Source organism: Bradyrhizobium lablabi (genome assembly GCF_018131005.1).
GTDB classification, from domain to species: domain Bacteria; phylum Pseudomonadota; class Alphaproteobacteria; order Rhizobiales; family Xanthobacteraceae; genus Bradyrhizobium; species Bradyrhizobium lablabi_D.
Genome location: NZ_JAFCJK010000010.1, coordinates 220,487 through 242,900, shown reverse-complemented (window position 1 = coordinate 242,900; position 22,414 = coordinate 220,487). Strand labels below are relative to the sequence as shown.

Here is a 22,414-nt window from a genome sequence, read left to right as displayed (position 1 = left end):
CCGAAATCCCACCGCGTCATTGCGAGCGAAGCGACTTGTCCGCCTTCGCCAAGGCTACGGCGGACAAGTCGTCGCTTCATCGCAAAATTGCTTTGCAATTTTGTCGCGAGCTCCTCGCATGACGCGCAGAGTACGCATGCGCAAATTCGCCGGTGTCGCTCTGACGGAGCACGACGCGACCCTTTCGAAGCGCGAAGGCCCGTCCGTGGCCATGCGTCCTTCGGGACGCTTGGCTCAGCAAGTTGGAATCTTACCGCGGCAGGTCCGTCTTCCCCATCAGGAACGTGTCGATCGACCGTGCGCAGAGCCGGCCTTCGCGGATCGCCCACACGACCAGCGACTGTCCGCGGCGCATGTCGCCGGCGGAGAAGATGTTGGGGCGCGAGGTCCGGTAGTCCTGCAGATTGGCGCGCACATTGCCGCGCTGGTCGAGATCGACGCCGAGCGTCTTCAACAGGCCCTCGTGCACCGGATGGACGAAGCCCATCGCGAGCAGCACGAGCTCGGCCTTGAGCTCGAACTCGGTGCCGGGCAGCGGCTTGAACTTGTCGTCGACCTTGACGCAATGCAGCTTCTTGACCTGGCCATCGACGCCTTCGAACTTCGTCGTCAGCACGGCGAATTCGCGCGCCGCGCCTTCGGCCTGGCTGGAGGACGTGCGCATCTTCAACGGCCAGTTCGGCCAGGTCACGCCCTTGTTCTCGCGCTCGGGCGGGGACGGCATGATCTCGAGCTGGGTCACCGTCACAGCGCCCTGCCGGAACGAGGTGCCGATGCAGTCCGAGCCGGTGTCGCCGCCACCGATCACGACGACATGCTTGCCGCCTGCGAGGATGTCGGCCGCGCCGTCGAGCGACTCGCCGGAGACGCGGCGGTTCTGCTGCGGCAGGAAATCCATCGCGAAGTGGATGCCGGCGAGGTCGCGGCCGGGGATCGGCAGGTCGCGCGGGGCTTCGGCGCCGCCGGTCAGCGCCACGGCGTCATATTGCTTGACCAGTTCCTGCGGATCGATCGCGGCTTGACCGTTTCCTTGCGCGGCGCCGCCGACCGGCTTGCCGTAGTGGAACGTCACGCCCTCGGCTTCCATCTGCGCCACGCGGCGATCGATGATGCCCTTTTCCATCTTGAAGTCGGGGATGCCGTAGCGCAGCAGCCCGCCGGCCTTGGCGAACTTCTCGTAGACATGCACGTCGTGGCCGGCGCGCGCAAGCTGCTGGGCGCAAGCCATGCCGGCCGGGCCCGAGCCGATGACGGCGACTTTCTTGCCCGTTTTCTGCGGCGCAATTTCCGGCTTCAGCCAGCCATTGTCCCAGGCGCGATCGACGATCGCGCACTCGATGGTCTTGATGGTGACCGGGTTGTCGTCGATGTTGAGCGTGCAGGAGGCTTCGCACGGCGCCGGGCAGATGCGCCCGGTGAACTCCGGGAAGTTGTTGGTCGAGTGCAGATTGCGCGCAGCCTCCTCCCAGTTGCCCTGATAGACGAGGTCGTTGAAGTCGGGGATCTGGTTGTTGACCGGGCAGCCGGGCGTACCGGGCTGCGCCGAGCCGGTGCCGTGGCAATAGGGAATGCCGCAATTCATGCAGCGCGCGGCCTGGTCGCGCGTGTCCTTCTCGCTCAAGGGAACGACGAATTCGCGGAAGTGCTTCAACCGCTCGGCGACCGTGGTGTACTTGCGCTCATTGCGGTCGATCTCGAGAAAACCCGTAATCTTTCCCATTTAAACCCGATGCCCCTGCATCCTGCGTTCGTCTTCGTTTCTTTCCGCCAACTCCGTGTCATTGCGAGGAGCTCGCGACAAAATTGCAAAGCAATTTTGCGCTGGAGTGACGAAGCAATCCATCGGTCCGCGGATGGATTTGCGGATTGCTTCGCTGCGCTCGCAATGACGGTCCTGCCTCACCCTCATGCGCCGATCGCGATTTTCGGCTCGGCGTCGGCGTTTGCCTTCATCTCCTTCAACGCGCGGCGGTATTCCACCGGCATCACTTTCCGGAATTTCGGCAGCCAGGCCGTCCAGTTCGCGAGGATCTCGGCGGCCTTCCTCGAGCCGGTCAGCTTGGCGTGACGCGTGATCAGCACATGCAACCGTTCGACGTCGGAGTCGAGCAGGTTCTGAAACACGTCGACGCGGCCATGCGCCTCGAGATCGCCGGAGTGATGATAGGTGCCGGCGTTGATCATCTCTTCCGACAGCACCGGTTCGAGCTCGACCATCGAGAGATTGCAGAGCTTGGCGAAGTCGCCGGCTTCGTCCAGCACATAGGCGATGCCGCCCGACATGCCGGCCGCGAAGTTGCGCCCGGTCTTGCCCAGAACGACGACGATGCCACCGGTCATGTATTCGCAGCAATGGTCGCCAGCGCCCTCGACGACCGCGACCGCGCCGGAGTTGCGCACGGCAAAGCGTTCGCCGGCGATGCCGCGGAAGTAGCACTCGCCCTCGATCGCGCCGTACATCACGGTGTTGCCGACGATGATCGACTCCTCCGGCACGATGCCGGAAACCTTCGGCGGCTTGACGATGATGCGGCCGCCCGAGAGACCCTTGCCGACATAGTCGTTGCCTTCACCCTCGAGCTCGAAGGTGACGCCGCTGGCGAGCCATGCGCCAAACGCCTGGCCCGCCGTGCCCTTCAGGCCGACATGGATGGTGTCGAGCGGCAGGCCGGCATGGCCGTAGATCTTGGCCACCGCGCCCGACAGCATCGCGCCCGCGGAACGATCGGTGTTGTTGATCTCCTCCTCGATACGAACCGGCGCACCGCGATCGAGTGCGGCTCGCGCCTTCTCGATCAGGCGGCGGTCGAGCACGGCCTCCAGATGATGGTTCTGCGGCTCCGAGTGATAGATCTTCTGGCCCTTCTCTTCCTTCTGCCGCACGAACAGCTTCGAGAAGTCGAGACCCTTGGCTTTCCAGTGCGAGACCAGCGCGGTCTGGTCCAGCATCTGGACCTGGCCGATCATGTCGTCGAACTTCCTGAAGCCGAGCTGCGCCATGATCTGGCGCACCTCCTCGGCGACGAAGAAGAAGTAGTTGATGACGTGCTCGGGCTGGCCGGTGAAGCGCTTGCGCAGCACCGGATCCTGGGTCGCGACCCCCACCGGGCAGGTGTTGAGGTGACACTTGCGCATCATGATGCAGCCCGCCGCGATCAACGGCGCGGTGGCGAAGCCGAACTCGTCGGCGCCGAGCAGCGCGCCGATCACGACGTCGCGCCCGGTGCGGAAGCCGCCGTCGACCTGGACCACGATGCGGCTGCGCAGCCGCTCGCGCACCAGCGTCTGGTGGGTTTCGGCGAGTCCGATCTCCCATGGCGAGCCGGCGTGCTTGATCGAGGTCAGCGGCGACGCGCCGGTGCCGCCCTCGAATCCCGCGATCGTCACATGGTCGGCGCGCGCCTTGGCGACGCCGGCGGCGACCGTGCCGACGCCGACCTCGGAGACGAGCTTGACCGAGACCTGGCCGTCCGGATTGACGTTCTTGAGGTCGTAGATGAGCTGCGCGAGGTCTTCGATCGAGTAGATGTCGTGGTGCGGCGGCGGCGAGATCAGGCCGACGCCCGGCGTCGAATGCCGGACCTTCGCGATAACAGCGTCGACCTTGTGGCCGGGCAACTGGCCGCCTTCGCCGGGCTTGGCGCCCTGCGCCATCTTGATCTGCATCATGTCGGAGTTGACGAGGTATTCCGTGGTCACGCCGAAGCGGCCCGAGGCGACCTGCTTGATCGCCGAGCGCATGCTGTCGCCGTTCGGCATCGGCTTGAAGCGATCGGCTTCCTCGCCGCCTTCGCCGGTGTTCGACTTGCCGCCGATCCGGTTCATCGCGATTGCGAGGGTGGTGTGCGCCTCCCGCGAGATCGAGCCGAACGACATCGCGCCGGTGGCGAAGCGCTTGACGATCTCCTTGGCCGGTTCGACGTCGTCGAGCTTGATCGGCTTGCGCTTGTCGTCCTCGGCGGTCTTGATCCGGAACAGGCCGCGCAGCGTCAGCAGCCGCTCCGACTGCTCGTTGAGGATCCTTGCAAACGCGCGGTAGCGCTCGAGCGAATTGCCGCGCACGGCATGCTGCAGCGTCGAGACCGACTCCGCCGTCCAGGCATGGTCCTCGCCGCGGGTGCGGTAGGCATATTCGCCGCCGACGTCGAGCGCGCTCTTGTAGACCTGCGCGTCACCGAACGCGTCGGTGTGGCGCCGCACGGTCTCCTCGGCGATTTCGGCAAGGCCGACGCCCTCGATGCGGGTGTGGGTGCCGACGAAATACTTGGCGACGAAATCCGCTTTCAGGCCGACCGCGTCGAAGATCTGCGCGCCACAATAGGACTGGTAGGTCGAGATGCCCATCTTGGACATCACCTTGAGCAGGCCCTTGCCGATCGACTTGATGTAGCGCTTGACGATCTCGTAGTCGTCGAGGGCGCCGGGCAGCCTGTCCTTCATCGCGAGGATGGTCTCGAACGCGAGATAGGGATTGATCGCTTCCGCGCCGTAGCCGGCGAGGCAGGCGAAATGGTGCACCTCGCGCGGCTCGCCGGATTCGATCACGAGGCCGACGGAGGTGCGCAGGCCCGTGCGGATCAGATGATGATGCACGGCGGCGCAGGCGAGCAGGGACGGAATCGGGATTCGGTCCGTGCCGGTCATGCGGTCGGACAGGATGATGATATTGATGCCCTCGCGAACCGCGCCTTCGGCGCGCGCGCAAAGTTCGTCGAGCACCTGCTCCATGCCCGCCGCGCCGAAGCCCGCGTGGAAGGTGGTGTCGAGCGTGCGCGACTTGAAATGCGCCTCGGCGACGTCGGAGATCGAGCGGATCTTTTCGAGGTCGGCATCGGTGAGGATCGGCTGGCGCACTTCGAGGCGCTTGGTCGAAGCGAGCCCCTGCAGGTCGAACAGGTTCGGCCGCGGCCCGATGATCGAGACGAGGCTCATCACGAGCTCCTCGCGGATCGGGTCGATCGGCGGATTCGTGACCTGCGCGAAGTTCTGCTTGAAGTAGGTAAAGAGCTGCTTCGGCTTGTCCGACAGCGCGGAGATCGGCGTGTCGTTACCCATCGAGCCCGCGGCTTCCTCGCCGGTCGCCGCCATCGGCGTCATCAGGATGTTGATGTCTTCCTGGCTGTAGCCGAAGGCCTGCTGCCGGTCGAGCAGCGGCAGGTTGGAGCGGACGCCCTTGGCCGGCGCATCGCGCAGCTCTTCGAGCTGGATCTGGGTGCGATGCAGCCAGTCGCTGTAGGGATGGCTCTTGGCGAGCTCGGCCTTGATCTCGTCGTCGGGAATGAGGCGGCCCTGCTCGAGGTCGACGAGCAGCATCTTGCCCGGCTGCAGCCGCCACTTGGTGACGATCTGCTCCTCCGGAATCTTCAGCACGCCCATCTCGGACGCCATCACGATGCGGTCGTCCCTGGTGACGAGATAGCGCGCGGGACGCAGGCCGTTGCGATCGAGCGTCGCGCCGATCTGGCGGCCATCGGTGAACGCGATCGCGGCAGGGCCATCCCACGGCTCCATCAGCGCCGCGTGGTATTCGTAGAAGGCGCGGCGCTGTTCATCCATCAGCGGATTGCCGGCCCACGCTTCCGGAATCATCATCATCACTGCGTGCGGCAGCGAGTAGCCGCCCTGCACCAGGAATTCGAGCGCGTTGTCGAAGCAGGCGGTGTCGCTCTGGCCTTCATAGGAGATCGGCCACAGGCGGCTGATGTCCTTGCCATAGCGTTCCGAATGCACCGAGGCCTGCCGTGCCGCCATCCAGTTGACGTTGCCGCGCAGCGTGTTGATCTCGCCGTTATGGGCGATCATCCGGTAGGGATGCGCCAGCGACCAGGTCGGGAAGGTGTTGGTCGAGAAGCGCTGATGGACGAGCGCCAGCGCGCTCTCGAAATCCGCCTCGTGCAGGTCGGGATAGTACTTGCCGAGCTGATCGGCGAGGAACATGCCCTTGTAGATCACGGTGCGGCACGAGAACGAACACGGGTAATAGCCGGCCATGCCGCGGTCGCGGCGCTGGTAGATCGCCTGCGAGATCGACTTGCGCAGGATGTAGAGCCGGCGCTCGAATTCGTCCTCGGTCTTGGCGGCGCCGTTGCGGCCGATGAAGACCTGCATGTGATAGGGCTCGGTCGGCTTCACGGTGACGCCGAGCGAGGAGTTGTCGCTCGGCACATCGCGCCAGCCGAGCAGCTTGAAGCCCTCGTTCCTGATTTCGTCGGCGATGATGCTCTTGATCACGTTCCGCCACGCCGCGTCACGCGGCATGAACAGCGCGCCGATCGCGTATTCGCCCGGCTTCGGCAGCTGGAAGCCGAGCTCGGCGCCCTTGCGCGCGAAGAAGGCGTGCGGGATCTGCACCAGGATGCCCGCGCCGTCGCCGGCGCGTGGATCGGCGCCGACGGCGCCGCGATGCTCGAGGTTGCAGAGGATGTTCAGCGCATCGGAGATGATCTGATGCGACTTTCTGCCCTTGATGTTGGCGATGAAGCCGACGCCGCAGGAATCCTTTTCCAGGGTCGGATCGTAGAGGCCCTCGGCTTTCGGCCGCCAGGTGTGCAGCTCACGGGCGGGTTCGCCGGTTTTCGAGTCCGCGCTCGCCGACAGCGTCTCTGTCACGATGGTCTCGCGCTCGAATTCCGACCCGCTCATGTGTCCTCTCCCCCTGGTAAGGGTCCCACCGTCATTGGCGCACTTTGGGCGTTGCGGCACCCACCGGGCCACCGCTCGTCCGCCGCGAGCCGCAATTTCCTTAATTCAGGCGAGGAGCGTTCAACGTCCCTGAGGAACGGACCTGCCTGCAGCATTCTCGGAGCCCGGAGCGCCGAGTTTCGTTGCAATCCCCGTGCCGGGATGGCCCCGAAATTGAGACAGTCTTGCTGTCCTAACTCCGACCTTGCCAAATTTTTCTCTATCATACAAGCGCGTGAAAGTCCCCGGCGACATGCTTGGATCGCGCGGCCTGACGGCCATACTCCCCCTGATGTGAACCAGCTGCCCCTGATTTGAAGCAAACGTGCCGCGATCCGGCCCAAGGAGTGCCGGAATTCAAAATGAAGTTTTGTCGCAGGGTGAGCCGACAAGAGAGCGGGAACGCTCCAGGCATGGGGCCGACAGGAGTCATCGGCGATGAAGTTGTTCACAGCATGGGTTGCGGCGGCCGGCTTCGCGCTTGCGGCCGCCTCTGCGCAGGCGCAGGAACCGGCGCCCCCGCAGACCGACAGTCCGGCTTCCACCAAGGCATCCGACGTGGACGGGCCTTACGCGGCCGTACCGCCGGAGGTCCCATCGCCGCCGCGGCCGGAGATCGCGTCGCCGCCCCGCAACGCCCGTGGGCCGAGCCTGCTGCCGCCGACGGAGGTCTACACTGTGCTCCGCGAGAACGGGTTTCTGCCGCTAGGCATCCCGCGGCAGCGCGGGCTGGTCTACACGATTGCAGTCATGGACCGCGGCGGCGGGGACGGGCGGCTCGTGATCGATGCCCGGAACGGGCGAATCGTCCGCTTCGAGCCTGCCTACCGGATGCGCGACTATTTCGCTCGCGGCCCGATGCTGCCGCCGTTCGCAGCCCGCGTGCCGCGTCCGCCAGCGCCGGTGCCGCATGTCGCAAGCCGCACGCCAGTACCGAAACCGAGCCCGCTCGCCGCAAAGCCCACGCCGGCCGCTGCGCCCGCGCAGGCGGCGGCGCCGGCACCGGCACAACAGGCCGCCGTGGTCGGGGCGAAACCCGCGGAGACGCAGGCGGCTCCCCAGGCAGCAGCGCCGGCCGTCAGCCAAACCGCTCCGCCGGCACCGGCGGCGCCTGCGGTCCTGCCGACCCAGGAGATGCCGAAGGTGCAGGGACTGGAGTAGCCACCGGTCATTACGACCCGTTGGCGGCTGAATACGGGAACAAAAAACGCCCCGGTCTCCCGGGGCGTTTTCGCATCCAGTTGACGCTGCCCAACTTAGGCGGCGACCTTGTGGGCCGAACCGTCAACGACCTGCGGGGCCTTCTCGGCGCCACCGATCGGAATGTTGCGGGGTTTCTTGGCCTCGGGGATCTCGCGGACGAGATCGACATGCAGCAGGCCGTTCTCAAGCGAGGCCGCCTTCACCTGCACGAAGTCGGCAAGCTGGAACACGCGCTCGAACGCGCGCGAGGCGATGCCGCGATAGAGTACCTCGGCCTTGTCGCCGCTGGACTCGTTGGCAACCTTCTCGCCCTTGATCGTCAGCGTGTTTTCCTTCGCGACGATCGACAGTTCGCCGTGCGAAAAGCCGGAAACCGCAACGCTGATGCGGTAGGCGTTCTCGCCGGTGCGCTCGATGTTGTAGGGGGGATAGCCGGGGGTGCCGTCCGAGGTCACCTGGTCGAGCAGGTTGAACAGGCGGTCGAAGCCGACGGTGGAACGATAAAACGGGGTGAGATCGTAGCTACGCATAGGGTAGTCCTCCAATGAGCGACTGTTTCAATTACCCGCCCGCCATCGGGCCGGGCTTAGTGCTGTGTGCAGCCTAATGTTTCGGTTCCGAAACACTGGTAGCGGCCTGCACTGAGGTGATATGGGAGGACCTGCGTCGCGTTCAAGGGGCGGAAACAGCTTCGCTTTTTGGCACTGGCGCGCTTGATTTTCATTCCGTCCCCGGCAGCCGGTTCCGCGCATGACGCTTGTCTCCATTCCAGCCAACCCGGTTCCGGAGGACGTTGTCAGCGGCACCATCAAGACTCCCGATGGGGCGGAACTGCGCTTCGCACGCTGGGCGCCGCCGCCGGGCCGCAAGGGCACGGTCTGCGTTTTTAGCGGGCGCGGCGAGATGATCGAAAAATACTTCGAGACCGTGCGCGACCTGCGCGACCGTGGCTTTGCCGTCGCGATGATCGATTGGCGCGGGCAGGGCCACTCGTCGCGACGCCTGCGCGATCCCCGCAAGGGCTATGTGCGCGACTTCGCCGACTACGAGGTCGACGTCGAAACCTTCGTGCGGCAGGTGGTGTTGCCCGACTGTCCGCCACCCTTCTTCGCGTTGGCGCATTCGATGGGTGGCGCGGTGATGCTGCGCCTGGCGCATGCGGGCAAGCGCTGGTTCGATCGCATGGTGCTGGCGGCGCCGATGATCGACCTCCCTCGTCGCCGCACTTCCTTTACGTCGACTGCGCTGCTGCGGATCATGCGTTTCGCCGGGCAGGGCGGCCGCTATATTCCCGGTGGCACCGATGAACTGGTTGGGACGTCTCCCTTTATCAACAATCCTGTGACCAGCGATCCCGTGCGCCACGCCCGCAATGCCGCGATCCTGGAAGAAGACCCGACACTCGGCATCGCCGCGCCGACGGTCGCCTGGGCCGACACGGCTTTCACCGCGATGCGCACCTTCCGTGGCATGTCCTACCCGTCCGAAATCCGCCAACCGATCCTGATGTTGGCCGCGAGCAACGACGAGGTGGTGTCGACGGCCGCGATCGAGGAGTTCGCCTATCATTTGCGCGCCGGCTCGCACCTCGTGATTGCCGGCGCAAAGCATGAGATCCTGCAGGAGCAGGACCGCTACCGTGCGCAATTCTGGGCCGCCTTTGACGCTTTCGTGCCGGGCACGCCGCTGTTCAAGTGAAGCGATTTCAGCGCTTCAGCAGCGCGATGATCCGGTCGGGAAAGCGGCGCTCGACAAACAGCGTCCTGATTTCGGCAACGCTGAGATAGCGGTCCTTGCCTTGGCCTTTGCCCATGATGTCCAGCAGCACCGGCCATTCGCCGAGCATCAGCAGCGGGTAATAGCAGCGCAGGATCGCGTAGTACCGGGGATGCTCGTCCTTGGCGCGCTGAAAGTTGGCGGCCATGAAGGTCTTGATGTCGGACGCCGACAGTCCGCGTTCGGTGCCGCCGTCGGGATTGTTATAGGTCTGGCCGTAGGTGGCGAGACGCGCAATCTCCTCCTCATGCACCACCGCATGCTCGTCGAGGATGCGCGAGCCCGCGCCGTGCTTGTCGAGAGGACCATTGCGCAACTCGTCGAGGACCGCGCCCTTGGTCAGGGAGCGCAACTGGCTGAGCGGACCGAGGCCGTTTGCGATCTGCGCGACCATGAAGATCTTGATGCCGGCATTGATCGCAGCCAGGCCCGTCTTGCCGGTCGCGCGATCGATCGTCCCGCTCAGTTCGGCCAGCGGCACAACATGGCCGCCAACATAGCCGCCGGCTACCAATGCGCGCAGGAACGGGCAGGGATTATTCGGCGAAACCGGCGGGGCAGGCGTCTCGCCTGAAGCAATGTCCGACATGAAACCACATCCTGAAAGCTTTCGGACTGAATAGTGCCCGTTACCGAACTCGCTCACGAATCAACGGCGAGTTTGGGTGCTGATGCAACCAGAGCGAGTTTGCCGAAAGGGATGTGGGCTTTCAAGAGGCCGTCGCGATAGTGGGCGATGTCGGCCGGATTCTTCCAATAGAAATTGCGCAGGTGACGTTCGACGGTCAGGTCCGGATAATTGCTCAGCAGCGCCTTCGCCGCTTCTGCTGCTTCTTCCGCGCGTCCGAGCTGCGCAAGCGCCGCCGCGCGCACCGCAAGCCCCTGCAAATGATTGGGATTCAGATAGAGCGCCTCGCGCGACCATGAGAGCGACGCGTCATATTGACCGAGCAGATAATGGCTGAACGCGCTCAACGCCGCCCATTGATAACGGGGATCGCTGTTGCCGCGCTGCTGGACCGCCATCGAGAACAGCTCGATCGCCCGGCGGTGATCGCCGATCACCATGTGGCAGATCCCGAGCACGCCGCGCGCCCCCATGTCGTAGGGATTGAGCTCGATTGCCCGCTTGATGGCGTCCATGGCGGCTTCGTGATGTCCCTGCATCGCGTGCAGATAGGCGAGCAGGGAGAAAGCGAAAGACGATCGAGGATCGAGCCTTACGCTGCTTTCGGCAAGGTTCACCGACGATGCCCACAGTTCGCGCGTGCTCGGGATCCAGCCGAACTGGGCACCCTGGATTTGCATGGTGGCGAGATAGGCGCGCGCGATCGAGAGTGACGGATCGAGCTCGATCGCCTCCTTGAACAGTGCGATCGCGGTCTCGAAATCGGCCTTGGTCTGGAGATAGTAGTGTGACAGGCCCTTCAGGAAGCGGTCCCATGCGGTCAGTTCGGAGTCGGGCGCGCGCGCCGGCGCGGAGGCCTCGGCGCGATAGATCTCCTGGGCGATCGCGGCGGAGAGATTGGCGGTGATCTCGTCCTGCATCGCGAACAGGTCGCCCATGTCGCGGTCATAGCGGCCGGTCCACAGTTGCTCGCCCTTTTCCGGCGCGATCAGCTCGGCGGTGACGCGGACCTTGCTGCCAGCGCGCCGCACCGAACCCTGGATCAAGTAGGTCGCGTCGATCTCGCGCGCGATCAGGCGCGTGCTGACGTTCTTGCCCTTATAGGCGAAGGTCGAGTTCCGGCTCAGCACGCGATAGAAGGATTGCAGCGACAGCGCGTGGATCAAATCCTCGGTCAGGCCGTCGGAGAAATACTCGTCGGCGCTGCCGCTGAGATTGTCGAACGGCAGCACGCCGACGATTGCCGTCCGGTATTGCGCCGGCAGGTGCGGCCCGTCCTGCGCGGCCTTCTCCTGGACATCGGATGATCCCGCCGGTACCCAGGTCCAGACGTTGACCGGTTCGGCGATGTTCTTGAAGCGATGCGGACCCGCGTCGCCCAGAGTGATGGCAAGCCGCCGGCCGGCCTCGGTGCGGGCTTTATCCGACACCGCGATGCCGCCGGGCGCGGCCACCGTCTCGAGTCGAACGGCAATATTGACGTCATCGCCGAACACCTCGTCCTCATCGGCCATCACGTCGCCCATGTGGACGCCCATGCGGAAGTGCATGGCACGATCGGCGGGCAGATGCTCGTTGCGTTCAGCCATCAATGTCTGCATTGCGACCGCGGCCTCGATTGCGCCGATGATGCTCGGGAACTCGAGCAGGAAGCCGTCGCCGGTATTTTTGACGATTCGGCCGCCGTGGTTGAGAATGATCGGATAGATCGCGCTGCGGTGGGCCTTGAAAGAGGCATGCGTTCCCGCCTCGTCGGCACCCATCATGCGGGAATACCCGGCGATGTCAGCGCACAGGATGGCGGCCAGCCGTCTTTCCATATCCCCCTCTGCCCTGGAAAGGCCCTTCAGCCGTTTCCAATCTTACAAGATACGCCGTGTCTCGGAAGCCCGGTCTACACCCAATAACAGTGTATTGTAACAGGAATTGGCATGCGACGGACGGTCTTCACAGCGTGCTTCACTAACGAATTCGTATGCGGTTTGTCTGTCGCCGGAATCGCACGTTTCTGGCCGATCAGCCTTTCAGGTTCGTTACTCACATAGGTTAGTTTTGCTGTGATGCTCGGTATCCACGAGCTTTGGCTGTTTGTCGCGTCCGGTTTGCTGCTCAACGTCACCCCGGGGCCGGACACCGCCTACATCATCGGCCGCAGCATCCAGTCGGGCTGGCGCGGCGGGGCCGCCGCAGCAATCGGCATCAGCTGCGGTTGCCTGGTCCACGTACTGGGCGCGGCGATCGGGCTGTCGGCGTTGTTGATGGCGTCGTCGTCGGCGTTCCTGGCGCTCAAGCTGGTCGGCGCGGCCTATCTGCTCTTCACCGGGCTGAAGATGCTGTTGTCGCGCGCGCAACCGATCGCGGACGTGGCGGGACAGGGCGGCGAGAGTTCGATCCGGCGCATCTTCTGGCAGGGGGCGCTGACCAATATCCTCAATCCGAAAGTGGCGCTGTTTTTCCTGGCCTTCCTGCCGCAATTCGTGGCGGCGGATTCGCCGCACAAGGCGCTCGCCTTCCTCGTGCTCGGACTGATCTTCATCGTCAACGGCACGGTTTGGTGCCTCGGCGTCGCGGCATTCGCAACTCGTGCCGCGGGCCGCATCAGGCAATCGGCCGGCGTGATCGCCTGGATCAACCGCGCGCTCGGCGGGCTGTTCGTCTACCTCGGCGTTCGCATCGCGATGCTGGAAGCGCGCTGAACCAATCAGCCGTGTAGCTTTATCAGCGCACTGCCAGCGAGATAGACGCCAAGCAGGATCATCGAAATCAGGAACCAGCGTCGGAATACCTCCGGTTGCATTCGCGAGCGCACCGACTGGCCGATGAACATGCCGGTGAAGGACGCCCCCATTGCCACCGCACCCGGCAGGGCGGTCGCGGCAGTCAGCAGACCCGACGCCGTGAGGTTGAAGGCAAGGGCTACGGTCGCGGTGGTGAAGAAGACGCCGAGCGCCTGCACCAGTTCGTCCTTCTCCATCCCGATCGCCTGCATGAACGGCATCGAGGGAATTACCTGCACGCCGGTTGCCGCCGAGATCACGCCGGTGATCAGGCCAACGATGCCGCCGATCCATTTCTCGTCGCGCCGGGCGACCTTGAAGCTGAACCTGCTCAGGCCCACGATCGCGTAGATCACCAGCAGCAGGCCGAGCACCACGGTGCCATAGGGTGCGTAGGGCCCTGTCAGCAGCCCGGCATTGAGCCAGATGCCGACGACGGTGCCGACCATCAGCGGCCATAACCGCTTGATGATGTCGCGCAGATACGACCCTACGAAGGTCTGCCAGATGTTGGTGACAATGGCCGGCACGATCACGATCGCGATCGCTTGGCCTGGCGGCATCGTCACCGCCAACAGCCCCATCGCCACCGTCGGCAGGCCGAGGCCGAGGGTGCCCTTGACGAAGCCGGCGAGCAGGAACGCGAACGCGATCAGGATGAGGACATGGTCGAACATTGCGGCACATTGACCGATCGCATGGATCGGCACAATCTGGAGGTTACGGAGCCAGCCTTCGGCATGTCCGAAGACCTGTTGGAGACACGATGCGGTTCGATCTGGTCGACTTGCAGCTGTTCATCGCGGTGGCCGACGCGCGCAGCATCACGCAGGGCGCGGCGCGCGCGAATCTCGCACTTGCTTCCGCCAGCGAGCGGATCAAGGGACTGGAGGATGCGCTGGGTGTCGCGCTGCTCAAGCGCGGCCGCCGCGGCGTGGAACTCACCGCGGCGGGCGAGAGCCTGCTCGACCATGCCCGTATCGTGATCCACAATGTCGAGGCCCTGCAGGGCGATCTTGCGGCCTATGCCAGCGGCGTCCGGGCGAGCGTGCTGCTGCTCGCCAACACGTCGGGACTGTCGGAACATCTGCCGCGGGCACTGGCCGCCTTCCTGCGCGAGCACCCTGACATTAATGTCGATGTCGAGGAGCGTGAGAGCGCCGACATCGCCGCCGCGATTGCGAGCGGCGCGGCCGACCTCGGCTTTGCCGCCGAGCACGCGCTACCCGACAGCATCGAGCGCTTCGTCTTCAGCGAGGACCGCCTGACGCTGGTGGCGGCCAAGCGGAGCGATCTCGGCAGCCGCCGCCAGATCGACTTCCAGGAGGTGGTCGATCGCGATTTCGTCGGGCTCACCGCATCGACGGCGCTGCAGGTCCATATCTCGCGGCATGCGGCGAAACTCGGCGCCCGCTTGCGCTTCCGCGCCCGCCTGCGCGATTTCGACGCCATCTGCCAGATGGTTGCGGCCGACGTCGGCGTCGCCGTGGTGCCTGAGACCGCCGCCCGGCGGAGCGCACGAGCGATGCCGATCGTCGCGATCCGGATCCGCGACGCCTGGGCCAACCGCAGGTTGACGATCTGCGCCCGCAGCTTCAAGGGCCTGCCGCGGCCGGCCAAGCAACTCGTGGATCACCTGCGCGCCGCTGCGCCCTGAACTCAGGCGTTGAGCAGTTCCATCGCCGCTGCGTGCACCCGGGGGTCGCCGGCGGCGATGATGCGGCCGCCGCCTTGCGCCGGCCTGCCGTCCCAGGTGGTGACAATGCCGCCGGCGCCGGTGACGATCGGGATCAGGCCGGCGATGTCGTAAGGTTTCAGCTCAGTCTCGACCACGAGGTCGAGATGGCCGGCGGCCAGCATGCAGTAGGAATAGCAGTCGCCGCCATAGCGCGTCAGCCGCGCGATGTTTTCGATGCGGCTGAAGCAGGCGCGGTCGTCCTGGTTCATCAACAGCGGGCTCGTGGTGTAGGCGGTCGCCTCCTTCAACGAGGCGCAGCGCCGTACCGTAAGCCGTCGCTCGCCGGATGGACCGGAATAATTCGCAGAGCCGTTGTCGCCGGAGAAGCGCTCGCCGATATAGGGCTGGTGCATCATGCCGAACACCGGCATGCCTTTGTGCAGCAGCGCGATGAGGGTGCCCCAGATCGGGAAACCGGCGATGAAGGATTTGGTGCCGTCGATCGGATCGAGCACCCAGACATAGTCGGCGTCCTCACGCTCATTGCCGAATTCCTCGCCGACGATACCGTGCTGGGGGAAACTGGCCTTGATCAGTCGCCGCATCACGGCTTCTGCGGCGCGGTCGGCCTCGGTCACGGGATCGAAATCGCTGGCGCTCTTGTTGTCGACGGAAAGCGAGGTCCGGAAGAACGGCAGGATGGTTTCGCCGGATACGGTCGCAAGGCGGCCGATGAAGGCGGTAAAGTCGATGACCGTCACGGCAGATCCTTCGATAGCGCAGGGCAAGATGGAAATCGGAAGCGCACTTGCCTATAGCGTTTTCGGGCGAAGGGGACGCCGGTTCGCGCAAGGAAAACGCGTCAAAACAAGAATCTAGAGCTTCGGTTCTGATTCAATCAGAACCGATAATGCTCTAGCTCAATCTGTGGAGACGCGCATCGCTAACCGAGCATTATCCCGCCCTGATGACGAATTTCCCGGCTTTCGAATCGGCTCGACTTCCGCTCGCCTCGGCCACTCCCGTGCGATCACGAAGTTGCCAGTTCCTGGTATACAAGCTATGCATTGGACGGCACTTGCAGCGCGAATGATCTGTTAAATGATTGATTTTACACGATAAAGATTGAATTTGACGAGCTGTTGCTGATCCGCCTGCCGAGCGAATTTTGCGCGGGCAATGTTTCGAAAACTCTTGCGTTTTGTGCGTCGCGGTCGCATATTGTTGCGGTGCGGTAGCGCCTCGCGCTATCGCTGCCCTCCTTGGGCGTTTCCTCCCTAGACTTGGGCCGCTTGTTCATTCAAGCGGCCCTTTTTTCTTTCGGGTAGGATGAATCCACTCTTCACATCGGCAGCGTCGGAGTGAACCAGGAATCATTCGCTGCGCGCCAAGCGCAGATAGGGCGGTCGATCTGAAGAGCCGGCTCTCGTTCGTCGCTTATTCCGCCGCGGCCTGGAACGGTCCGAGATCGCCGAGCGGCATCTTGGCGAGCGCCTCGGCCAGTGTTGTGAAATCGGCGGTCACTTGCGCAAAGCGGGGCCCGCGCACGCGCCGCCGCTCGTCCATGTAGACCGCGCGGTTGAGCTCGATCTGGACGGTATGCAGACCGCTCGCCGGGTTGCCGTAGTGCTCGGTGATGAAGCCGCCGGCATAGGGCTTGTTGCGGCCGATCGAATAGCCGAGCGAGCCCATGATCTCCTCGACGAGATCGGGAAGGCGCGGCGCGCAGCTCGTGCCGTAGCGGTCGCCAATCACGACGTCGGGGCGGCGCGGCTCGTCGCGCGAGACGCCGACCGAGGGCATCGAATGGCAGTCGACCACGATCACCGTGCCGAACGCCTGGTGCGCCTTGTTGATCAGCCGCCGCAGTGCGCGGTGATAGGGCTTGTAGAGCGCCTCGATCCGGCTCAGCGCTTCATCGACATCGAGCCGCTCGCGATAGATTTCCTGGCCGTCGCCAACCACGCGCGGAATGGTGCCGAGACCGCCTGCCACCCGCATCGAGCGCGTATTGGCAAAGCTTGGCAGCCGTCCGGTGAACATGCGCGGATCGAGCTCATAGGGCTCTCGATTCACGTCAACATAGGAGCGCGGAAAATTGACCCTCACGGTCGGGAAGCCGCGGTCGCCGAGGCCTTCGATCAGCTCGTCCATGAACGAATCTTCCGAGCGGCGCAGCCCAGCCAGGTCGATCCGGGAGGCGTTTAGAAACTCGGGTGGATAGACCGAGCCCGAATGGGGCGAATTGAAGATGATCGGCGCCCGCCAGGTCTGCGGCTCAACGATCTCGAACGGAGGCGACAACTCGCCATCAAACTGGGTCATTCACTTGGCGCCGTCCCTTGCGTCCGCCGTATCCAGGAAAAACTGATTCTGCCGGAAATGCGGTGGTTTATGGGCCCACATTGTCGGTAATCGCGGCCATTCTGCCAAGTGAAAAGAGCGAGCGCAGCGCTGGAACGCGTCTTAAGAACAGAAAAGGCGCGCAAATTGATTTGCCGGGGTGGCCTGCTCCACAAATCGGCCACGCTTGCCGCCGACGGTGGAACCAACTTTCACCCGAAATTTACCGTCTGTCGGGCTTAGTGTTCCGAATGATCCTCCAGCCGGATTCGACGATTCCTGCCATGCCGAAGATTCTCCTCGCCGAAGACGACAACGATATGCGCCGCTTTCTGGTCAAGGCGCTGGAAAACGCGGGTTTCAAAGTCTCGCCGCACGACAACGGCATGTCGGCCTACCAGCGCCTGCGCGAGGAGCCGTTCGAGATGCTGCTCACCGACATCGTGATGCCGGAGATGGACGGCATCGAGCTCGCACGTCGTGCTTCGGAACTCGATCCCGACATCAAGATCATGTTCATCACCGGCTTTGCCGCGGTCGCCCTGAATTCCGATTCCGAGGCGCCGAAAAACGCCAAGGTGCTGGCGAAGCCGGTTCACCTGCGCGAGTTGGTCAGCGAAGTGAACAAGATGCTGGCGGCCTGATTCGGACGCCAAACCCGCATTTTGCATCCTTGCCTGCCCCGCCGGGGTCCGTTATAGGGACCCAACCCAATACGACATTCGGGCGCGTAGCTCAGCGGGAGAGCACTACCTTGACATGGTAGGGGTCACAGGTTCGATCCCTGTCGCGCCCACCACGCTTCGCCCTGAGGGACAACGCGTGGTGCAGTCACGGCGACACCGTCAGGTCGAACCCCGTGAAACCGAACACGGACATCAGCGCCGGAGCGGAAGGGTGAAGGCGGACCCGCTGGGCACAAGCTTCGGCTCGGCAAGACACATTACCCCAATTCACCTGTCAAACAGCGGTTCAGACATACGTTCGCGCTCTCGCGGCGCGATGCGTCCGAGCTTTGCATCTCGTTTCGCCCTCATGAGGAAGTGAGGGCGCAGGGAAAGCCGGGTGCCGATTGCACCCATGGGCCCGGTGCAACAAGAAGCACCGGGGTAGGACCACAGGTGTAACCGGAAACAGCCCGGCTTTCCCTGCGCGATGGTTTTACGGTGTCCTTCGTGCTCTTCTCGGTGAGACCAGCTTTGTTGTCACCGTCGCCAGTGAGAAGCTTGCTTCTCGCCGGCTTGACACCTGCATCGGGGCGTCGGAACCACACGACTTCGCCGTCCGCTTCGCGCATGCTCGTCAGTCACACGCTCAAGCGTCCACCGCATCTCGACCCAACGCCCGTGACGATCGCGAAGCGCCCCTCGATCGGGTGAGATGGGCGCGATTGAACAACTGATTTGGGTCAAACGCGAAGCAGTATATTTTTCAGGCGAAGGCTTGCCGCGTCGGGCAAATCAGTGATCCGACTTTCGACGAGGGAGGCTGCGCGCTTCGACTGACTCTGATGTGCTGCGTCACGCGCCGGCGAAATAGACCCGCCGCAGCTCGTATCGTCGGCTGCCGCCTCATCCACCACGATGGGCGAGGACATCGTCGAGCAGACCAAGGAGGTCAGCAACGCCTACAGCCAATATGTGGCGGCGTGCGTCAAGTTCATCACCGAGCCCGCCTGCGTCTGGTGACGATGCAGGCGGCACGCGGTTTTCCTGTCAATTGATGTACTCGAGATCGGCGGGATCGGGCGCGCCCCCGCGCAGGGTCGATTCGATGACGCGGAGTGCGGCGTGCCGCAGGTCGCTGTTGTCGTTCGCCCTCGCACGCTCGACCACGCGCCAGACCTCGGCTCGCAGCTCTTGCCGCGCCTTGTGGCAGGCGCGTCGCGATGCGGCGATCTCCTGCTCCGTTTCCCCCAATCGCCGCAGCAGTTCAACGACCCATGCGCGGTCGCAGCGCAATCGTTCGATCATTATTCCGCAATCCTCTATTTGGCGGCCCGCACATGCGCGGTGACGCCAATAAACAGTTTGATGGTGAGTAAAAAAAACAGATCGCTTTCAGCGATCCCGCCTTGCGGGCCGCCTTTTCTTGCATGCATTTTTCGTTTTTGTGGATTCCGGATGACTACGGCTTCTCCGGCACGCGCTTACGCCTTTAGTTGCAGGGGCAGCGCGCTTTTCCTAGGTCGAAGCAACGGAGGAATTCTGGCCACCCAGCTCCGCATCGAGCAGCAGCTCACCAACGGAGGTGCGGATTTGTTCGCGCCGTGAAGAGGTGCCGCGTGAAGTCGTCAACGTGGCTGCCAAACTGCTGCGTCAGGCGCCGGCGAAATAGAGCCGCCGCAGCGCGTACTCGCTTCCCTTCTTGTAGTGCTGGGGCACCCACTTGCCGGGCGTGTCAAACAGGTCCTGCGGCGTCCAGTCGTCGAGCGAGCCGTGCTTTTCCAGGTGAATCGCTATCGCCTCGCGGAAGCGGTAATGGGCGAAGATGCGCATGAATTCGCCGAAATAAATGTCGGCCACGCGCTTGCTGCCCTTGATCACCACGAGGTTCTCGTCGTTGACGTTGATGCTGGAAAGACTCCAGTTGGCGGAGCCGGTGACGACGATCGGCGCGTCGCCGAGAGGATCGACCAGCATGAATTTGGTGTGCACCCAGTTGACATGGGTGCCGATGCCGCCGCGCTCCTTGATCCAGCCGTCGATCGTGGGGACTTTGATGTAGGAGCCGAGCGCCATCCCGACGTTGGGAAACCTTCGGATCCGGATCGTGTCGTCGGTCGCTTCCTTGCGGCTCTTCGCGTTGCCGCCGTTGACGTACATTTCGAGCATCGCGTAGCGCAGGATGTCGTCGTTCTTGTCGTAAACCTCGGCGCGGAAATCCTTGACGATGCCGAACGGGAAAGTCATGAACAGCCCGGCCTTCGCCGTATTGGCGATCGAGATCAGCCAGTCGAACGGTATTCTTCCGCTGTGGGGAGAGAACAGGTATTCCCCATCCTTGGCCGGCTTGTCCGGATCGATGGGATTGTTCTGGTCGATCCATTCCTTCTCGCTGTCGGCGTCCGGGTCGTCCTTCAACTCGGTCCAGTAGGCGAGGAACTGCTTGGCGAGGTCCGCATCCTCGACGACATGGCCAACATTGAGTTGACCGTACACCGCGTTGGTCGACCAATTGGTCGAGCCGGTCCAGACGGCGATCGGCTTGTCGTTGCGCGACAGCACGATGAATTTGTTGTGCGCGAGCTTCGCCTTCTTGCGCGGAATCGCGATGCCCTTGAGGTTCGCATCCCTGATCGCCTTGGTGTTCAGCTTGGTGATGTCATCTGCGGGCTTGGCCCCGTAGATCAGGTGGACCTTGGCCTTGCGCTTGCGCGCGTCGGAAAGCGCCTTGAGCGGCTCGTCCAGGTGCGCCTCGTAGATCGCGGCATGCAACGAGAAGCTCGAATCCTTCGCCCGTTCGATGAAGGCGAGGAGGCCGGGCAGCAGTTCGCGCGTCAACCAGTCGAGCGCCTCCTGACCGACTTTCAGCGGATCGACCAGGCCGAACCGCTTGACATAGGCCTGCGAGGAAATCGCCGCACGGTTGAAGTAAACCGAGTGCGGTTTGCCTTCCGGCGTCTCCGTCTTCACCGCGACCGTGGTGCCTTTACCCTGCGTGAGTTTGCCGGGTTTGCCGAACATCGGATACACCGTGTACTCGTAATTGTAGTCCGGCTTCGCCGTGTAGTCGGCCCATTGGAAGGCCTGAAATGGATTGTCGAGGCTGCTGTAGTCGTTGAGCGCCGTGCCCTTCCGCGCGATATTGAACGACTTGTTGCCGCGTAGCCAGGTGACTTCCTTTTCGATCTTGTCCTCGCGCTGAATGGCGAATCCCATCAGGCCGGTGGCATCCTTCCTGTCCATGTCCATGGCCAGGAATACAACGTGAGTCCCGGCGATCGCGTTGACGGTGACAAGTCCTTCGACACGACGACGCATGGGCCCCTCCCATTGAAATGACCGGTGCTTTCGGCGGCACCGGCGCTACACCGCGCAGCTCCGTGACGCTCCCGTGTCGGTCAACTTGCGAGGGAAAATATCTTCGCCAGGCATGACGTTGTCTCATGAAACGGCGGGCCGCCGGCTTGGCGAGTGCAATAGCCACGGCTGCAAAAGGCCCCGACCAAAGCCGGGGCCGATAGTGATATCGATTGATGACTACGACCTTAAGTTGATCACGGGCGGAATGCTTTGGCAAGAGGCATGCGAATTTGCGCCGACGTGGCGGCAGGTGGAGGGGCGCGGGCAAGACCGCGGAGCATTGCCGCCAGCGCGGTGGCTCGGTCACGCGACCATCCGGCCTATCTTGCGGGGGTCGAGCGCGCGGCGAGGGCATGCGAGCGGCGGGGTGCCGGAGGGGTGATGTCGCGCTCGCCTTTCAGACGCCCAACATCGACGTCGATCCGCCTCTACCGCACGCCATATCGCGTGAAGTCGTCACCGATCCCGGCCTGAATTCTCCTTGCCGCCGAGATATCGGTGTCGCCGCCGGCTTCATCGCCCGTCTTGCGCTTGGCCAGCCCGCGCCCATAGAGCGCGCTCGCCAGGCTGGGATCGAAACGCAGCGCGGAACTATAATCATTGATGGCCGCGCCGAGCTGGCCGAGCTTCAAATAGACCAGCCCACGCGAATCATAGGCGGCGGCGCTGTTCGAAGTCGACTGAAGCGCCTTGTTGCAGTCGTCCAGCGCCGCCTGCAGCGCGCCGAGGATGGCGCGGGTCCAGCAGCGTCCGTTCCACGCGGCTTCCAGGTTGGGATCAAGACGAATTGCCTCGTCATAATCCCGCGCCGCGCGATCGAACTCGTTCTTTTTCAGGTGGGCTTCGGCCCGGTTGGCGAAGGCTCCACTGTATTTGGAATCGAGCCTGATCGCCTCATCGAAGGCTTCAATCGCGATATCGTATTCGCCCTTCCTCAAATAGGCCACACCGCGGTTGTTGAAGGCCTTGGTGTAGGTGCGATTGAGTTTGATCGATTGATCGAAATCCTGGATGGCGCGGTCGTAGTCCCCCTTTGCGGTATAGGCATTGCCGCGATTGTTGTAGGCGATAGGCAACGCGGCCGCGCTGTCCCGGCCCGCGCCGATGAGTTCCGTGCACCCTTCAATCCGGGCTTCAATCGAGGTGTGAGCCGAGCCGTTGCACAACTCGATGTTCTGGACGTAGCTGTTCTTCTGCTTTGGATCCTGTGCCGCCGCCGATGACTGCGACATCAGCACGACGAGAAGGAGCCCCGCGCCGTCGATGATACCGCCTCTTGCTCTTGATCCCATGTCAGGCTTCC

At 63.6% G+C, this 22,414-nt stretch carries 16 protein-coding genes and 1 tRNA gene; 6 read left to right on the top strand and 11 right to left on the bottom strand.

Annotated elements, in window-relative coordinates; all coding sequences use genetic code 11:
- Positions 1 to 250: 250 nt before the first annotated feature.
- Both JQ553_RS27590 and gltB read right to left on the bottom strand, forming a co-directional pair.
- Positions 251 to 1,720 (bottom strand): glutamate synthase subunit beta, encoded by a 1,470-nt coding sequence (locus JQ553_RS27590; protein ID WP_212503189.1) that lies wholly within the window; start codon positions 1,718 to 1,720, stop codon positions 251 to 253.
- Positions 1,721 to 1,905: 185 nt separating this feature from the next.
- Positions 1,906 to 6,642, bottom strand: coding sequence for a glutamate synthase large subunit (gene gltB, locus JQ553_RS27585; protein ID WP_212503188.1), 4,737 nt, complete (start codon positions 6,640 to 6,642; stop codon positions 1,906 to 1,908).
- 477 nt (positions 6,643 to 7,119) lie between these two features.
- Between gltB and JQ553_RS27580 the strand changes: the two genes are divergently transcribed.
- Positions 7,120 to 7,842 carry a hypothetical protein gene (locus JQ553_RS27580; protein WP_212503187.1) on the top strand — a complete coding sequence of 241 codons (723 nt, stop codon included), beginning with the start codon at positions 7,120 to 7,122 and terminating at the stop codon, positions 7,840 to 7,842.
- A 95-nt stretch (positions 7,843 to 7,937) separates the two neighbouring features.
- Here the strand turns inward: JQ553_RS27580 and JQ553_RS27575 are convergent, their stop codons facing one another.
- Complete coding sequence (locus JQ553_RS27575) at positions 7,938 to 8,414, bottom strand: Hsp20 family protein (protein ID WP_212503186.1); 477 nt, start codon at positions 8,412 to 8,414, stop codon at positions 7,938 to 7,940.
- A gap of 220 nt (positions 8,415 to 8,634) precedes the next feature.
- On the opposite strand from JQ553_RS27575, the gene JQ553_RS27570 reads away from it, so the two are divergent.
- Positions 8,635 to 9,582 carry an alpha/beta hydrolase gene (locus tag JQ553_RS27570; RefSeq protein ID WP_212503185.1) on the top strand — a complete coding sequence of 316 codons (948 nt, stop codon included), beginning with the start codon at positions 8,635 to 8,637 and terminating at the stop codon, positions 9,580 to 9,582.
- 7 nt (positions 9,583 to 9,589) lie between these two features.
- On the opposite strand, the gene JQ553_RS27565 is transcribed toward JQ553_RS27570, so the two are convergent.
- Together JQ553_RS27565 and JQ553_RS27560 are read right to left on the bottom strand one after the other, a co-directional pair.
- The gene (locus JQ553_RS27565; protein WP_212503184.1) at positions 9,590 to 10,249 is read right to left on the bottom strand and encodes a hypothetical protein; all 660 of its coding nucleotides are present in this window, start codon (positions 10,247 to 10,249) and stop codon (positions 9,590 to 9,592) included.
- 53 nt (positions 10,250 to 10,302) lie between these two features.
- Complete coding sequence (locus JQ553_RS27560) at positions 10,303 to 12,108, bottom strand: adenylate/guanylate cyclase domain-containing protein (RefSeq protein ID WP_212503183.1); 1,806 nt, start codon at positions 12,106 to 12,108, stop codon at positions 10,303 to 10,305.
- 240 nt (positions 12,109 to 12,348) lie between these two features.
- Between JQ553_RS27560 and JQ553_RS27555 the strand changes: the two genes are divergently transcribed.
- Positions 12,349 to 12,984 (top strand): LysE family translocator, encoded by a 636-nt coding sequence (locus JQ553_RS27555; RefSeq protein WP_212503182.1) that lies wholly within the window; start codon positions 12,349 to 12,351, stop codon positions 12,982 to 12,984.
- 5 nt (positions 12,985 to 12,989) lie between these two features.
- Here the strand turns inward: JQ553_RS27555 and JQ553_RS27550 are convergent, their stop codons facing one another.
- On the bottom strand, positions 12,990 to 13,742 hold the full coding sequence (locus JQ553_RS27550; protein WP_212503181.1) for a sulfite exporter TauE/SafE family protein: 753 nt from the start codon (positions 13,740 to 13,742) through the stop codon (positions 12,990 to 12,992).
- Positions 13,743 to 13,831: 89 nt separating this feature from the next.
- Between JQ553_RS27550 and JQ553_RS27545 the strand changes: the two genes are divergently transcribed.
- Positions 13,832 to 14,722 carry a LysR family transcriptional regulator gene (locus tag JQ553_RS27545; protein ID WP_212503180.1) on the top strand — a complete coding sequence of 297 codons (891 nt, stop codon included), beginning with the start codon at positions 13,832 to 13,834 and terminating at the stop codon, positions 14,720 to 14,722.
- Between the two features lie 2 nt (positions 14,723 to 14,724).
- Here JQ553_RS27545 and hisN read toward each other — a convergent pair whose 3' ends face one another.
- A complete protein-coding gene (gene hisN / locus JQ553_RS27540) occupies positions 14,725 to 15,504 on the bottom strand; it encodes a histidinol-phosphatase (protein ID WP_212503179.1) in 780 nt (259 codons plus the stop codon).
- Positions 15,505 to 16,180: 676 nt separating this feature from the next.
- On the bottom strand, positions 16,181 to 17,068 hold the full coding sequence (locus JQ553_RS27535; RefSeq protein ID WP_212503178.1) for an N-formylglutamate amidohydrolase: 888 nt from the start codon (positions 17,066 to 17,068) through the stop codon (positions 16,181 to 16,183).
- 302 nt (positions 17,069 to 17,370) lie between these two features.
- Here JQ553_RS27535 and cpdR point away from each other — a divergent pair, with 302 nt between their 5' ends.
- Together cpdR and JQ553_RS27525 are read left to right on the top strand one after the other, a co-directional pair.
- Positions 17,371 to 17,730, top strand: a complete 360-nt coding sequence (gene cpdR, locus JQ553_RS27530; protein WP_044539148.1) for a cell cycle two-component system response regulator CpdR — start codon at positions 17,371 to 17,373, stop codon at positions 17,728 to 17,730.
- An 80-nt stretch (positions 17,731 to 17,810) separates the two neighbouring features.
- Positions 17,811 to 17,885: transfer RNA gene (locus JQ553_RS27525), tRNA-Val, on the top strand.
- A gap of 916 nt (positions 17,886 to 18,801) precedes the next feature.
- Here the strand turns inward: JQ553_RS27525 and JQ553_RS27520 are convergent.
- The 3 genes from JQ553_RS27520 to JQ553_RS27510 all read right to left on the bottom strand — a co-directional run bounded on the left by JQ553_RS27520 (position 18,802) and on the right by JQ553_RS27510 (position 22,403).
- The gene (locus JQ553_RS27520) at positions 18,802 to 19,059 is read right to left on the bottom strand and encodes a hypothetical protein (protein WP_212503177.1); all 258 of its coding nucleotides are present in this window, start codon (positions 19,057 to 19,059) and stop codon (positions 18,802 to 18,804) included.
- Between the two features lie 345 nt (positions 19,060 to 19,404).
- Positions 19,405 to 21,069, bottom strand: coding sequence for a phospholipase D-like domain-containing protein (locus JQ553_RS27515; protein ID WP_212503176.1), 1,665 nt, complete (start codon positions 21,067 to 21,069; stop codon positions 19,405 to 19,407).
- Between the two features lie 470 nt (positions 21,070 to 21,539).
- A complete protein-coding gene (locus JQ553_RS27510; protein WP_212503175.1) occupies positions 21,540 to 22,403 on the bottom strand; it encodes a tetratricopeptide repeat protein in 864 nt (287 codons plus the stop codon).
- Positions 22,404 to 22,414: the final 11 nt, after the last annotated feature.